We start from the raw sequence: 13,062 nt of genomic DNA on the forward strand, positions 1-13,062 counted from the left end.
AAGGGATCTTTGAAATGGGGTCATGGGACCGCACTTCACTCAGAGCTATCCCGGTCTCGCTGGTCTGCGCGGCCGGGATCTGCTGTCTTCAGCGGATCTGGATGCTGAGCAGACCCTGGCGCTGCTGAAATTGGCGGCAGATTTCAAAAGTGGCTCCCTGCGCCTCGACCTGAGCGGCAAGTCCCTCGGCCTGATCTTCACCAAGGCCTCCACCCGCACCCGCGTCAGCTTTTCCGTGGCGATGGGCCGCCTGGGGGGCCAGGTCCTCGACCTCAACCCCTCCGTGACCCAGGTGGGCCGCGGCGAACCGGTGGCCGACACCGCCCGGGTGCTGAGCCGTTACGTGAATGCCCTGGCGATCCGCACCTTCGAGCAGCAGGAGCTGGCCGAGTACGCCCACTGGGCCTCGATTCCGGTGATCAATGCCCTCACCGATCTGGAGCACCCCTGTCAGGCCCTGGCTGATGTGCTCACCATCCGCGAAAGCTTCGGCTCCCTCAAAGGCCTCACCATGGCCTACGTGGGTGATGGCAACAACATGGCCCACTCGCTGATGCTCTGCGGCGCCCTGCTCGGAATCAACGTGCGCGTGGCCTGCCCGGAAGGCTTTGCACCCGATCCCGCCGTGCTGGCCCAGGCCCAGGCGCTGGCGGGCCGCGCCGCCACGGTCTCGGTGCTGCATGAGCCAGTGCCGGCGGTGCGGGGAGCCGAAGTGCTCTACACCGATGTGTGGGCCTCAATGGGCCAGGAGCAGGAGCAGCAGCAGCGGCTGCAGGCCTTCGCGGGCTTCTGCGTGGATGAGGCGCTGCTGGCGGAAGCCGACCCCCGCGCCATCGTGCTGCATTGCCTGCCGGCCCACCGCGGCGAGGAGATCAGTGCCGGCGTGATCGAAGGCAGCGCCAGCCGGGTGTTCGATCAGGCGGAGAACCGTCTGCATGTGCAGCAGGCCCTGCTGGCTGCCCTGCTGGCTGATCCGGAAACGCCCTGCCTCTGAGGCGACAACCGATGCTCTGGGGGGGTAGACAACCGGCGCCCCCGGGGGAACACTGGGGTCATGGTTCATGCGTACTGCCGGTGATCGTCTCCTCCAGACCAACCGCCCCCAGCGGCCAGGACCTCACCAGTGCCCAGCAGCAGCTCTACGACTGGCTGGTGCAGTACATCCAGCAGCATCGCCACAGCCCCTCGATCCGCCAGATGATGGAGGCAATGGGGCTGCGCTCCCCGGCGCCGATCCAGAGCCGGCTGCGGCACCTGCAGCAGAAGGGCTGGATCACCTGGCAGGAAGGCCAGGCCCGCACCCTCCAGCTGCTGGGTCCCTCCGGCACCGGGGGGATTCCCGTGCTGGGCTCGGTGGCCGCCGGCGGCCTGATCGAATCCTTCGACGACGTGCGCGAGCGCCTCGATCTCGCGCCGCTGCTGGACACCCGCGGCCTGTTCGCCCTCACCGTGAACGGCGACAGCATGGTGGACGCCCACATCGACGACGGGGACATCGTGCTGATGGAGCCCGTGATCGATCCGGCCCGGCTCAGGCCCGGCACGATCGTGGCGGCCCACGTGGCCGGCAGCGGCACCACCTTGAAGCACTTCAGCTGCAAGGGAGGCAAAGTGCGCTTAGAAGCCGCCAACCCCGCCTACGCGCCGATCGAGCTGGAGGCCGAGCAGGTCACCGTCCAGGGCCGCATGGTGGCGGTCTGGCGCCAGGTGTGAGCAGCTGACCGCTGGGTTGTAAGCTCTTCAAGCGCCAAAGCGAGGGCCCAAAGGCCCAGCCGATCGTCCAGCGTTCGGTTCGCCAGGCCAACACATGGGGCCATAGCTCAGCTGGTAGAGCACCTGCATGGCATGCAGGGGGTCAGCGGTTCGAGTCCGCTTGGCTCCATTGATTTCTCAGTCCTTCCGCCCAAGACCGGCCGTACAACAGACAAACTTTCCCAAATAATTCCTGCCAACTCCACACAGTTTTGTCAGAGGATTTTCCTCTGATTCCTTAGGCCGTGGGGCGTGATTTCCGCAGTCAGAATTGGCCGAGCTCCGAGCTTCAGGACATGTTCCAGTGCACGACGAGATCGGCTGTCATTGCAGGTTGAGGCGCAACCCACAAGGTTCATCGTCACCTCCCACGCACCTGATCAGGAATCGGAGTCCTGCATCACCCAACGCCCACCGCGCTGCACGGCATCAGGCTCGCCATCGCCGTCGAAATCGATGACATCGCCCTCGGCAGGACGTGCCCCGTCGCTCTCCAGCCTGGTGAGCACAGCAGGAGAGGCGATCAGATCGGCGTCGCGTAAAAGGAAGCCGGCCGCACGGGCAACCCTCACGGCAGCCTCCATGACCTCAGGACGGTTCAGTCCCTCCTGCAGGTCGGCGTCCGCATGGACAGAAGTCAGAAATTTCTGCAGTGATTCGGATGGCGATATCATCGCTTCTGATCCGTTCACGTTCTCTCATCCTGCCACCAGCGCCAGAACGGGACGCTGCTGTTGGCATGGAGCTGGGTCCATGGCTAGCTTCCGGCTGTCACGGAGTGACCAGATCGATGAGTGACGCGTTTCCCCAAGGCATCACGCCCTACCTGTCCGGGGGGCTGCTGATTGGCCTGGGGCTGATGGTCATGTATCTCACCCTGGGGGTCAAAGCGGGAGCCAGTTCCTTTCTGAGCTCGACCCTCACCTATATCACGCCGCTCAAAGCAGAGCGAAGCTCCAGGCAGTGGCGGCTGCTGTTCGCGCTGGGCCTGGTGCTTGGAGCCTGGCTGTTCGCTTGGATCAACCAGGCGTTCTTCGTCACATCGGTGAGCTGGTGGCGTCTTGCGCTGGGTGGGTTGTTGGTGGGCTTCGGCACCCGGCTCTCTTCAGGCTGTACCTCCGGACATGGCATCTGCGGGTTGGCCTCGTTCTCCAGGGCCTCGCTGCTGGCCGTCGCCGTGTTCATGGGTGTGGCCATCGTCACGGCCCAGATCGTGCGCCTGCTGGGGGTGACCCCATGAAGCGCCTGATCGCGATCCTGCTTGGTGGAGGCCTGTTCGGCTACGGACTGGCCTTGGGCGGCATGACCCGTCCCGAGGTGGTGCTGAGCTTCCTGCAGCTGCGCGACTTTGGCCTGCTGCTACTGATGGCCTCAGCCCTGGCTGTCACCACCATCGGCTACCACCTGGCCCCGAGGCTGCGATCCACGACCCTGCTGGGCTTGCCCTTCTCCCACCAGGTGAAGCGCATGCTGCCCGGCACTGTGCCAGGTGCGGTGATCTTCGGTGTGGGCTGGGGCCTGTCTGGCCTTTGTCCCGGAGCGGCGGTAGCCAGCCTGGGCATCGGCAACGGGCCTGTGTTGATCGGACTGGCCGGCATGTTTCTGGGAGCTTATCTCCAGGGCCTGCTGTCCGAAAGCCTGGCCAGGCAAGCGGCCAGACCGCAGAACGACATGGTCTAGGCGCTTGACTGACCTGCTCGGCCCTTGATGATTGATTGTGCAGGATTACACCATCTAGAGGCGAGGTCGAAGGGAAGACGCACTTAGAATGCAATACTCAGCACCCGCATACCCATTAATGACGAGCCAGAGATGCTCAGAGATCATTCTCAGTTTAGGCGAGACAGCCCCTTCTAGCTACACAGACTTGAAGGTTTTGATTCTTAATTGCACACTGAATCGCACGCCATTACTATCCCATACTGAAGGCGTGATCAGCATCGCCCGTGACGTCTTTGCATCAGTAGGCGCAGCGTGTGAGATCCTCCGACCTGTGGACTATGACATCGCGGCAGGGCTTGGATTGGACATGAGTCAGACTGCGGAGTGGACAAATGACGACTGGCCAGAGATTCAGGAAAAGATCGATCAATGTGACATTCTCTTACTTTGCACCTCGGTGTGGCTTGGAGAAAAGAGCTCTGTCTGCAACCGCGTACTGGAGCGAATGTACGGCTACACCCACAAGGTCAACGCCAGAGGCCAATACCACGACTACGGGAAAGTAGGCGCTACCGTGATCAGCGGTAACGAGGATGGAATCAAACACTGCGCCATGAATATTCTTTTTTCTCTTTCACACATTGGCTACACCATCCCGCCCCAAGCCGATGCGGGATGGGTGGGAGAAGCAGGGCCTGGACCGTCCTACCTGGATCCGGGGTCGGGCGGACCGGAGAATGAATTCACGAATCGGAACACCACCTTCCTGGCCTGGAATTGCCTTCACCTGGCACGAATGCTCAAGGACACTGGCGGCTATCCGGCCCATGGGAATGTGCCAAGCCGCTGGGATGCAGGCTGCCATCAGGATCTTCTGAATCCCGAGCACCGAGCGTGAGTCAGACAACGCTGACCGCGTTCGACTCTCCTTGATGGCGAACATTCCAACGGATGGCGGTAGATTGAGAAGCCAAGTTCCATGAGCAGAGGTTGATCCCCATGGAGGGACTCCCAAACGTGCAGAAGATTTCCCTGTTCGGAATTTACCCAAGCACCACAGTGATCTGGTCCTGGCAGTACCGAGGCCTCGATGCGGAGGTGGATCCTGTCACAGCCGGCGGGCTGCTCCTGACAGACCCTGATCGAGATGGCGATGGATCGTACGGAATTGATGCCATCATCGGTCGCCGCAACGGAGTGCGGATCACGGGACTGTTTCCTGCCGGCGAAGGCATTCCAGGAAATGTGAATCCCGACACCGGTGTCCCCTACACCGGAGACAATCAGGTTCGGCGACAGGGAGTGGCTGACGGCCCGCAGCTCAGCACCAGTGGGCTGCAGTTCGCCTTGGCGGATGGCAGCTATTCGAATGTGTTCCATGCCTCCTTCCTCTCACCGCCCATTGATCTTGATTTCCATTCAGTATCTCCATTTCCGGAAGGACCAATCCCTCCTAACAGCGAGCCCGCGGTGACTTTCGCGGCCCAGATCATCGCGCTAGTGGCGTAGGACTACGCTGGAGCCAAACGCAACCCACATCCTGGCGCTACGGGCCGGGATGTGAAACGTGTACCTGGTTCCCTTGATTTCAGGAAGCACAGCATCCGTGAGCATGTCGCGGTAGGGGTGATTCCACCTGAACTTGAAACGGGTGTCCACTGTGATCGATCGCTGCTGACCACATTTATTAATGGCCACGATCCCGTCCTCCTGCCGGCGCCAGAGCAGGGTGCAGGCGTCAGCGGCCATCACCTCCATCGACTTGCCCTGCATGAGGTTGTGGAAGGCAATCATGCGCCGCATTCGATCACTGTTCCACACATCGCGCCAGCGGCCGTTGTTGGAGCGGCCATCCGACTGATCGTCAAACACCAGGGGGGTCCCACCATCTCGACCCATGATGTACACATAGGCTAAATGTTCATCAACAGAAGCCTCAGCATTCTGATCAAAGATCAGTGGCCTGAATACTTCATTGTAGGGAATATCGTGGGTGACCACCACGGTGACGGCACGGTTGCTGGCCAGGGCATCGCCACTAGGAAAGGGAAAAGCGACATCCGAGAGAGGGCGTCCAAACGAGAAGGCCTGCTTGAGCGCATTGAACAGAGGGAAATCATAGGCACCAAACTCCGCTGGAAGTTCCCGGAGGTAGGGTTCCAGATACTGCTGATAATCACTCGAGGTGGCTCCACCAGATGTGATGATCTCCGCGAAAACATGGGAATTTCTGGCAACCTCCTCTGGCACAAAGGACTTGATGGCGCCATTCGGCATGTGCTTGGCGGCATCGATGCGGAAACCGCGGATGCCAAGGTCGTAGAGAGCCTGAACATATTGCTTGCGTTGGTCCTGCACCCAGGTCCTGGTGGGTTCGGTGTCCATCAGATCGGGCAGACCTGGATCAGGATCAGGACCGCAGATACGGTCGCGAATCACCGATGAACGGTTGTTGTAATCGCGAATACAGGCTCCAGAGTGAAAGTCCTGTGGCCCGAATAGCCCATCAGGAGTGCCGTCATCTGGGATCACTCCGTTATCGAGAATTCCATCATGGCTACTGTCACCATAAAGAATCTGCCGGCTCCAGTACTGCTGCTGATCCTGATACTCCCGCAGAGTGACATCACCTGGAAACACAGTTGCGGCATTTCTCTCATTCGCCATGTGATTGACCACCACATCGGCGTAGGTCTTCACACCCCTGGCCTTGAGAGCCTGAATCGCCAGAACGAGGGACTCCTTGTTGCCATCACAATGGTCGATCACCCGAAAATCCTGAGGCTGATACCGCAGCCACCACTCGCAACGTTCTGATTTCGGGGATTTCAACGGAGGTGTCACCAGCACCGCCTTGTACCCGAGTGCCGCGATCGCCTCGGCCTGCTCGGCTATGTCTGCATACGACCAATCGAAGGCATGCAGGATCACATCCGCCCTGACTTCAGCACTGAAGCCGAGGAGCCATCCCCCGAATCCGCCGATCGAGAGGATCAGGCCAGTGATCGAACCAGCCAGCGAGCGGAGCTTCATCGGATCACCAGGGCAACACCTCACCGTTGGCATGCCAGAAGGTGCCGGAAGTCTCCAGGCTGAGGGCGTCGATGCGCTCCAGCAGGCCCCGCACCGACTGCTCTGGTGTGATGCCGTTGGCCGTGAAGCCCGTCATGCGGGTGCTCACCAGGCCGGGGTGAAGGATGGCCACGGCGATGCCCCGCGGTTTGAGATCGACTGCCAACGATTTGCCGGCCATGCAGAGCGCCACCTTCGACATCCGGTAGCCGTAGGAGCCCCCGGAGCTGTTATCCGCGATCGAGCCCATCCGGCTGGTCATCAGGCTCACCTTGGAGCCGGGATGCAGATGATTCAGCAGGGCTCGGGTGAGCTGCAGGGGGGCGATGGCATTCACCTCGAACTGGCGGCGCAGGCTCTGGGGATCCAGCGTCTCCAGGCTCGTGGATTCATACACACCGGCGTTGTGAATCAACCCGTCGATCGCCAGATCTCCCAGCCGCTCCACCAGGGAATCGATCGCGGCCTCGGAGGTGATGTCCACACCGGCTTCGACGCGCACCCCCAGCGCCTCCAGCTCCGGTGAAGCGGTGCGGCAGACCGCCACCACCTCCTCCCCGCGGGCCCGCAGCTGTCGGCAATACTCAGCGCCGATGCCACGGTTGGCGCCGGTGATCAGGTGGGTGGCCATGGTGCAACGGGACAGGGATCGGCTGATGGAGGGATCGTATGGGGGATCGGAGCTGGTCTCAGGCCATCAGCAGCTGGTAGGCCGCATGGATGCGGCGAAAGTCGTCAACGGATCCACCCTGGTCGGGATGGTGGGCCTTCACCAGGCGGCGGTGCGCCCGCTTGATGGCTTCGCGCGAGGCACCCCTGCGCAGACCGAGCAGCGCGAAGGCGGCGGCCCGCTCAGGATCGCTGCTGTCCTCGGCCGGGGCCGGCCGGGCGTCCTCCTGTTCAAGGGCGGCGATCCGCTCCAGCAGGTCGTCGACCACACGCAAAGGCGATTCCGAGAGCCATTCAGGCGCCCGCACGCCATAGATGGCGAAGGCGAGCCTTACCGCCAGGCGAGCCTTGGTCTGCGGGCCGCGCATGGCCTGCCGCAGGGAGCTGCCGAGACCTGGCAGGCGGCGATCCAGCTCCTCCTCCAGCTGGGCACGCGGATCACTCCACTGGCCGCGCAAGTGCTCGAGCAGGCCACGCAGGCCGCTGAAGACCAGCCTCTCCCCCACCCGCGCCGAGGCCCCCACCCGCAGCTCACGCCAGCGGGGATGACTGGCGAGCGCCTCACCCCAGACCTGCACCCACTCGGCACTGACATCCCCCCTGCAAGCAGGTCCAGGGGACTGCCGGCGGAACAGCTGCCCGCGGAGATGAGCCACTTCCCGTCTCAGCGCTTCGTTCTCGGCGAGCAGCGCGTCGATGTTGGCGGTGACCTGGGCTCCCCGAGCCGGCACTCGAGCCCAGCTGCGCGGATCAAACCCCATGCTCAATCGGCCTGAGGCGCATCGGCGGCCAGCTGCAGCAGCGCCACACAGGACCATGCTGTCCCAGATCTAAAAAAACTGATGCCGACGCACCTGGATACGCTGCTCAATCTTGAAGTCCTTGTTATGCAGATCCATTCCTCGCACAGCTGCCACCTCGCCTTGAATGCCCTGGGCCGCAAGCTGTTCCACCAACTGTTTCATTAATTCATCTTCCACTTTGTTCTGATCGAAGCCACTGGGAGTGAGATCAGCAAGAAAGCGACCGATACGCGAGGCCACCACCGAAGAAGAGTTTGCGACCTTGATCACAATCATTACCGAACAAGCAACAGTCGCCGAAATCGTATCGCAAGTCAGTGGTTCGACGTGATCGCACACCAACGGCCTGACTCGCCACGATCGTGGATCTTCCTGCGGGCTTTCGATCAGCCCGATTTTCGAGTGGCTGAGTCTTTCGCTGACCTCAGCACAGGAGCCAATCCAACCCTGCGCAGCGTGGAGTTCACGGGTGTGATGTTGCTTCAGCCAGGGGTGAGGGAGCCGTCAGCTGTAGGTTGAAATCGTCGAGAGGCGCTGGAAGGATGGATCGGCGATGCAATCCACCCGGAAGGACGACCAGGTGGCACTGGCGGCTGGAATCTCTGCCTGTCGAGGAAATTCGATGCGACGGCGCTGGTAGGTCAGCCCCACGCAACTGAGATCCTCGTCATCGGCCATCAACGACCAGAGCAGACGCAGATCACCCCGGTCGTAGGACCAAGTCTGGGAGATCGGCAAGCCCTCCGCCAGTACGCCTACACCGAGACGAACCGAGCAGGATCGTTCTGACGCAAGGTAATGGCCATCCTCAGTTGGATAGAACCAACAGGTTTCATTGCTCAGCTGCTGCAGCGGGACTGCATCGAGCCATTGGCAGCGAAGTGGGTGGTCGGTGGCCGGATCACCGTTGCCACAGTCGAGCAGATGCACTTGCAACCAGAGGTGAGCGGCATCAAAACGGGGAATGACGGCATCGCAGATCAAGCGCTCCCGCGTCGAGCCGACCGTGGAAGAATCGGCGAAGGGGTCTTCGCATGAAGCAGTGGCCCGACCGTCCTGAACAAGGTCATCCAGGCTGCCGGTCCATCCTTGGGGGCAGCGGAGGATACGCAGAGCACGGGCTTCATTCAGGGATGCCTGATGATCAGCAATCACCTGCTGCCAGCAGTCTTGCTCCTCCCCCGGCTGGGGAGGAGCAAGACTGAAGGTGAACGCCAGAGTTCTGGTCATGGCCGGAGCTGAACCCGTCATGACGGGGAACATGTCGCTCGTGGAGACGGCGATCAGCCCAGACCGATCTGGCTGAGGATGCCCTGACCGGTGAGGAGCTCGGTGGCCAGGCCGATCACGAAGCCGAGCATGGCAAGGCGGCCATTCCAGGTTTCAGCGAAAGCGACGAAACCGAAGCGGGTGGTGGAGTCAGTCATGGATGGAGTGCGATGTGCTTTGCGAAGCGTAACACAAATCTTTGAGCATTGTTAAGAGGCGACCAAGGGCTGATGCGGCCGTGCTGCGGATCCTCAGCGGCTCAGGCCTCCAGCTCACGGCTCGGCACTGCTGCCGGGGTCCCGGCTCACGTCCACACCGAAGGGGGCGAAGAGGAAGACCATCTCCCCGAGACGTTCCTGGTGCCCATCGAGGGCGAACACACCACCGGAGACGAAATCCGCCGAGCGCTGGGCCTCTTCCGGTGGCATCGAGCCGAAGTTGAGCACCACGGTCTTGCGCTCACGCACCGCCTGAACCGCCTGCAGGACGTCCTCGAAGCGGTGCGGTTCCATCAGAACGACTTCGGGAGGCAAGTCGGAAAACCGATCCATGCCATCACGGTGCCATGGGCAGCCAAGCGGCGCCAACCGCTGCACCCGCTCGGGTCAGAGTTGTGGCACAGGTTCGGCCAGGGCGAGAAGGTCGTCGCAGCGCAGCTCCTCTCGCCTCCGCAGAACGAAGAGGGTCCCGGTCTGCCCCCGGCAGACCCGCAACTCCTGATCCAGAACGGTGATGTCCAGCCAGGCCGGGTAGCTCTGGCTCACCCGCCGCATCAGACGCAACTGCGCCGATCCCAGGGCCGGGCCGATCCAGCCTCCGCGCTCGAAAGTCACCGAGACGCGCTGGGGCCCCTGAATCGCGATCCGCGCCAGCACGGCGATGCCGCCCAGGCCCGAGAAGGCACCACTGGGGCGCAGCAGGTTCATGGCCCGGCCACGGGCCGGAGCAAGCACCTGAAGGTTCTCGATCCATGGGGCCACCCGCAGGTAAGGAGCCCGGCTGCTGCTCCAGCGCAACTCCCAGACCCCCTCCAAAGGCTCCGGCCGTCGCAGGAGATCAGCGGGGAACTCCCGCTCAAGGGTTTCGATCAGGGAGCGGATCCGCTGATCGCCGAGGGCAGCGGGATTGCGCAACCCTTCGAGCAATTGGTCGCGGGGAGTCATGGCCATGGCACCAAGGGGGTGGGTGGGAAACCTGGGGCCGGGGGCCTGTGTAGAGTGAGGGTTGATTTTTCGATCACTGGTGAGAGCAACACTTCCAGCCGTCGACAGATCGGTTCAAGTTATTTAAAGTTACATGACAATCTACGTAGGCAACCTCTCGTTCGATGCCGAGCAAGAGGATCTCCGTGACCTTTTCAGTCAGTACGGAGAAGTCCGCCAGTGCAGCCTGCCCCTTGACAGGGAAACTGGACGCAAGCGCGGTTTCGCTTTCGTGGAACTCGCGAACGATGCCGAAGAGCAGAAGGCCATCGACGATCTTCAGAACGTCGAATGGATGAACCGGATGATCCGGGTCAACAAAGCCGAGCCCCGCGGTGGCGGTGGTGGTGGTGGTGGTGGCAATCGCGGCGGTGGCGGCGGCTACGGCGGCGGCGGTGGTGGCTACGGAGGAGGCGGCGGTCGCAGCCGCTACTGAGTTCTGGCCAGGGCTTCAGCTCAGCTTCACCTGACTTTGGCCCATTGATCAACCCCGCTTCGGCGGGGTTTTTTGTTGGGCTCCCGGGCCGTCAGGCCGGGCGCCCAGTGGCTTCAAGCAGGCGGAGAAAGAATCACTCCTCCCCTTCGTCTTCAGCGCCGACGGGCACTAGGCGGATTTGCTTTCGGCCGATCTTCAGCTCGAACTCATCCCCGGGCTTGAGGTCGAGCAGAGCCGTGTAGGCCTTGCCCACCAGCAAGTTGCCGTTGCCTTGAACGGTGGCGATGTAGCTGAGTTTGCGGCCACCTTTACCGGCGGCCTGTCCGCCACCGGTGGAGCCGAGGTTGACGCCCTTGGCCTCAAGCAGAGCCTCGTAGAACGCCGTGAAGTTCAATCGTTCACTGCCGTCCTTCTTGGTACTGACATAGCCGGCAGAGCGCACCAGCTCGGATTTGCTTACCTCGCCAAGCTCCTTGACCTTGGCGAGCAGATCGGCACCCGTCAACATGGCATTCGTTGAGAACATCACTGCCAACATACTGAATGGCGTGGGTTGGTCGAGGTGGGCGGACAAAGCAACCTGACCAGACCAGTTCAGATCCAGCGAAGATCCTGGTCATCGCACATTCCCGGTCAGGACATCCTGATCCCGATCAGTTGAGTCATGGCCAGGAAGTTGCAGGATCCTCACTGCATTGGCTAGTCCCTTCCGATCCGTTCAATGGGAATGGCTGAGGCGAGGGCGCTGAAACCAGAACCAACCGGCTCCCCCCAGCAGAATCATCAGGATCAAGGGTGCTTCACGCCAGATTTGATAGGTCGTGGACCGCTTCAGACGCTCCAGTTCGAACACCCCCAGCTCCGGATGCCCCGGCGGCAAGGCAGCGCGAACCACCCCCCGGCCGTCGATCACCAGGCTGGGGCCCGTATTGGCGGTGCTCACCAACCAGCGGCCCACCTCAATCGCGCGCAGCTGGGCCAGGGCCGTGAACTGATCACGCAGCAGGGCTGGATAGGGATCGAGATTGGCACTGGCCAGCAACCAGCCGGCCCCCGCCACGGTGGCCTCGCGCAGCCCCTCACCATTGGCCAGCTCGTAGCAGATCGCTACCGCCGGATCAGCGCCGCTGCGCCTCAGCAGCCGCGAGGGCGGGCCAGGCTCCACACCGCCCACCGCAGACAGTCCACCCCAGCGCCAGAGGCGAGCCAGAGGCACCCATTCGCCCAGGGGCACCACACGCGCCTTGTCGACCCAACCTGAGGCCTCACTTGCACTGGGCGCGAATCGCAGGACACTGCTGCGCAACTCCTCCCCCTCGAGGCGGAAGCCACCGCTGAGCACTTCCGCCTCGGCCTCGGGCATGGCCTGCCCCAGCACCAGCGTTCCTTCCGGCAGCAGCAGGGGCACCCCCAGGGTGGCCGCCTGCTGGCGGGCCCTGGCGATCTGCAGCAGCAGGTCCCGTTGGCGATCGGGTTCGAACTTCTCCCGCGTGGGCAGCGCCGGCTGCAGCACCAGGACCCGGAAGACCTCTCCACGCTCTGCCCGGTCAGCCCGCAGCTGGCTCCAGCCGAGGCCATGGCTGAACAACAGCAGAGCGGCCAGGCCCAGCGCCCAGCCTGGGCGGCTGGGCGCTGGCGCCACCAGGGTGCGCCAGCAGAACCAGCCGATCAACAGTTGAACGGCGGCCACCAGGCCGGATCCCCCCACAGCCGCCAGCCCGGCCAGGGGGCGGTCCGCGGGCAGGGGGGAGACTCCCAGGCCGATCCAGAACAGGGGACCAGCAGCCAGCAGCACTTCCGCCAGACCCCAGAGCCCCGAGGCCAGCAACGCCGTGGCGAGCCGGCGTGGGTCGAGGCGGCGCACAAGCCAGCCCCAGCTCGCCACCAGCACCCCCCCGGCCAGGCCGCAGGCCAGCCAGATCGCCAGGCAGATCGGCAGGCTCAGGGGCCCGGGAACGCCGATCCAGTCGAGGGGGTGAAGCCAGAGCAGCCAGCGGTGACTGACCAGCACCGCTGCGGCCCCCCAGAGGCCAGCGCCAGCGGGGGAAGAGCCCCAGAGGGGAACCAGAGCCAGCCAGAGCAACGGGGGCAGACCCAGGGGTGCCAGGGAGAGCCCGGCAAGGGCGCCGGCAAGGGCGGTGATCACCCTCAGGCGCCGGTCATCTCCCATGGCCTGCGCCGGCATGCAACGACATCA

The 13,062-nt window shown here is 62.9% G+C and carries 18 protein-coding genes and 1 tRNA gene; 8 read left to right on the forward strand and 11 right to left on the reverse strand.

Translation table 11 applies throughout. The features are described 5' to 3' along the window. Nucleotides 1–22: 22 nt before the first annotated feature. The 3 genes from argF (at nt 23) to WH5701_RS08685 (ending at nt 1,882) form a co-directional block, all read left to right on the forward strand. On the forward strand, nt 23–994 hold the full coding sequence (argF, locus tag WH5701_RS08675; RefSeq protein ID WP_006171862.1) for an ornithine carbamoyltransferase: 972 nt from the start codon (nt 23–25) through the stop codon (nt 992–994). Between the two features lie 80 nt (nt 995–1,074). After that, nucleotides 1,075–1,713, forward strand: coding sequence for a transcriptional repressor LexA (gene lexA, locus WH5701_RS08680; RefSeq protein ID WP_006171863.1), 639 nt, complete (start codon nt 1,075–1,077; stop codon nt 1,711–1,713). Between the two features lie 96 nt (nt 1,714–1,809). Then, nucleotides 1,810–1,882 (forward strand) — tRNA-Ala (locus WH5701_RS08685). Nucleotides 1,883–2,132: 250 nt separating this feature from the next. Here WH5701_RS08685 and WH5701_RS18420 read toward each other — a convergent pair. Further along, nucleotides 2,133–2,426 (reverse strand): Nif11 family protein, encoded by a 294-nt coding sequence (locus tag WH5701_RS18420; RefSeq protein WP_006171869.1) that lies wholly within the window; start codon nt 2,424–2,426, stop codon nt 2,133–2,135. A 116-nt stretch (nt 2,427–2,542) separates the two neighbouring features. Between WH5701_RS18420 and WH5701_RS08695 the strand changes: the two genes are divergently transcribed. The 4 genes from WH5701_RS08695 (at nt 2,543) to WH5701_RS08710 (ending at nt 4,923) form a co-directional block, all read left to right on the forward strand. Beyond that, nucleotides 2,543–2,992 (forward strand): YeeE/YedE family protein, encoded by a 450-nt coding sequence (locus tag WH5701_RS08695; RefSeq protein ID WP_006171870.1) that lies wholly within the window; start codon nt 2,543–2,545, stop codon nt 2,990–2,992. Then, the gene (locus WH5701_RS08700; protein ID WP_006171871.1) at nt 2,989–3,432 is read left to right on the forward strand and encodes a DUF6691 family protein; all 444 of its coding nucleotides are present in this window, start codon (nt 2,989–2,991) and stop codon (nt 3,430–3,432) included. The genes WH5701_RS08695 and WH5701_RS08700 overlap by 4 nt, the downstream gene beginning before the upstream one ends. A gap of 118 nt (nt 3,433–3,550) precedes the next feature. Then, nucleotides 3,551–4,312 carry a flavodoxin family protein gene (locus WH5701_RS08705; protein ID WP_037979849.1) on the forward strand — a complete coding sequence of 254 codons (762 nt, stop codon included), beginning with the start codon at nt 3,551–3,553 and terminating at the stop codon, nt 4,310–4,312. Between the two features lie 119 nt (nt 4,313–4,431). Then, entirely contained in the window at nt 4,432–4,923 is a 492-nt protein-coding gene (locus WH5701_RS08710) for a hypothetical protein (RefSeq protein WP_156776617.1), read from the forward strand. On the opposite strand, the gene WH5701_RS08715 is transcribed toward WH5701_RS08710, so the two are convergent. The 8 genes from WH5701_RS08715 to WH5701_RS08750 all read right to left on the reverse strand — a co-directional run bounded on the left by WH5701_RS08715 (nt 4,912) and on the right by WH5701_RS08750 (nt 10,396). Beyond that, on the reverse strand, nt 4,912–6,447 hold the full coding sequence (locus WH5701_RS08715; protein ID WP_006171874.1) for an alpha-amylase family protein: 1,536 nt from the start codon (nt 6,445–6,447) through the stop codon (nt 4,912–4,914). The genes WH5701_RS08710 and WH5701_RS08715 overlap by 12 nt on opposite strands. Nucleotides 6,448–6,451: 4 nt before the next feature. Further along, nucleotides 6,452–7,117 (reverse strand): SDR family oxidoreductase, encoded by a 666-nt coding sequence (locus tag WH5701_RS08720; RefSeq protein WP_006171875.1) that lies wholly within the window; start codon nt 7,115–7,117, stop codon nt 6,452–6,454. Nucleotides 7,118–7,175: 58 nt separating this feature from the next. Then, a complete protein-coding gene (locus WH5701_RS08725; protein WP_006171876.1) occupies nt 7,176–7,916 on the reverse strand; it encodes a J domain-containing protein in 741 nt (246 codons plus the stop codon). Nucleotides 7,917–7,985: 69 nt separating this feature from the next. Continuing rightward, a complete protein-coding gene (locus tag WH5701_RS08730) occupies nt 7,986–8,297 on the reverse strand; it encodes a hypothetical protein (RefSeq protein ID WP_367279701.1) in 312 nt (103 codons plus the stop codon). A 165-nt stretch (nt 8,298–8,462) separates the two neighbouring features. Continuing rightward, the gene (locus WH5701_RS15760; protein ID WP_006171878.1) at nt 8,463–9,188 is read right to left on the reverse strand and encodes a hypothetical protein; all 726 of its coding nucleotides are present in this window, start codon (nt 9,186–9,188) and stop codon (nt 8,463–8,465) included. Nucleotides 9,189–9,241: 53 nt separating this feature from the next. After that, the gene (locus tag WH5701_RS08740) at nt 9,242–9,385 is read right to left on the reverse strand and encodes a chlorophyll a/b-binding protein (RefSeq protein ID WP_006171879.1); all 144 of its coding nucleotides are present in this window, start codon (nt 9,383–9,385) and stop codon (nt 9,242–9,244) included. 114 nt (nt 9,386–9,499) lie between these two features. Continuing rightward, the gene (locus tag WH5701_RS08745; RefSeq protein ID WP_037979855.1) at nt 9,500–9,778 is read right to left on the reverse strand and encodes a cell division protein SepF; all 279 of its coding nucleotides are present in this window, start codon (nt 9,776–9,778) and stop codon (nt 9,500–9,502) included. A 54-nt stretch (nt 9,779–9,832) separates the two neighbouring features. Continuing rightward, complete coding sequence (locus WH5701_RS08750; RefSeq protein WP_037979858.1) at nt 9,833–10,396, reverse strand: PAP/fibrillin family protein; 564 nt, start codon at nt 10,394–10,396, stop codon at nt 9,833–9,835. A 127-nt stretch (nt 10,397–10,523) separates the two neighbouring features. Here WH5701_RS08750 and WH5701_RS08755 point away from each other — a divergent pair, with 127 nt between their 5' ends. Continuing rightward, nucleotides 10,524–10,865, forward strand: a complete 342-nt coding sequence (locus WH5701_RS08755; protein ID WP_006171882.1) for an RNA-binding protein — start codon at nt 10,524–10,526, stop codon at nt 10,863–10,865. A 133-nt stretch (nt 10,866–10,998) separates the two neighbouring features. Here WH5701_RS08755 and WH5701_RS08760 read toward each other — a convergent pair whose 3' ends face one another. Together WH5701_RS08760 and WH5701_RS08765 are read right to left on the reverse strand one after the other, a co-directional pair. Next, nucleotides 10,999–11,373 (reverse strand): AbrB family transcriptional regulator, encoded by a 375-nt coding sequence (locus WH5701_RS08760; protein ID WP_037979861.1) that lies wholly within the window; start codon nt 11,371–11,373, stop codon nt 10,999–11,001. Nucleotides 11,374–11,583: 210 nt separating this feature from the next. Next, the gene (locus tag WH5701_RS08765) at nt 11,584–13,050 is read right to left on the reverse strand and encodes an apolipoprotein N-acyltransferase (RefSeq protein WP_006171884.1); all 1,467 of its coding nucleotides are present in this window, start codon (nt 13,048–13,050) and stop codon (nt 11,584–11,586) included. Between the last annotated feature and the right edge of the window lie 12 nt (nt 13,051–13,062).

This window comes from Synechococcus sp. WH 5701 (assembly GCF_000153045.1).
GTDB classification, from domain to species: Bacteria; Cyanobacteriota; Cyanobacteriia; order PCC-6307; family Cyanobiaceae; genus Regnicoccus_A; species Regnicoccus_A antarcticus.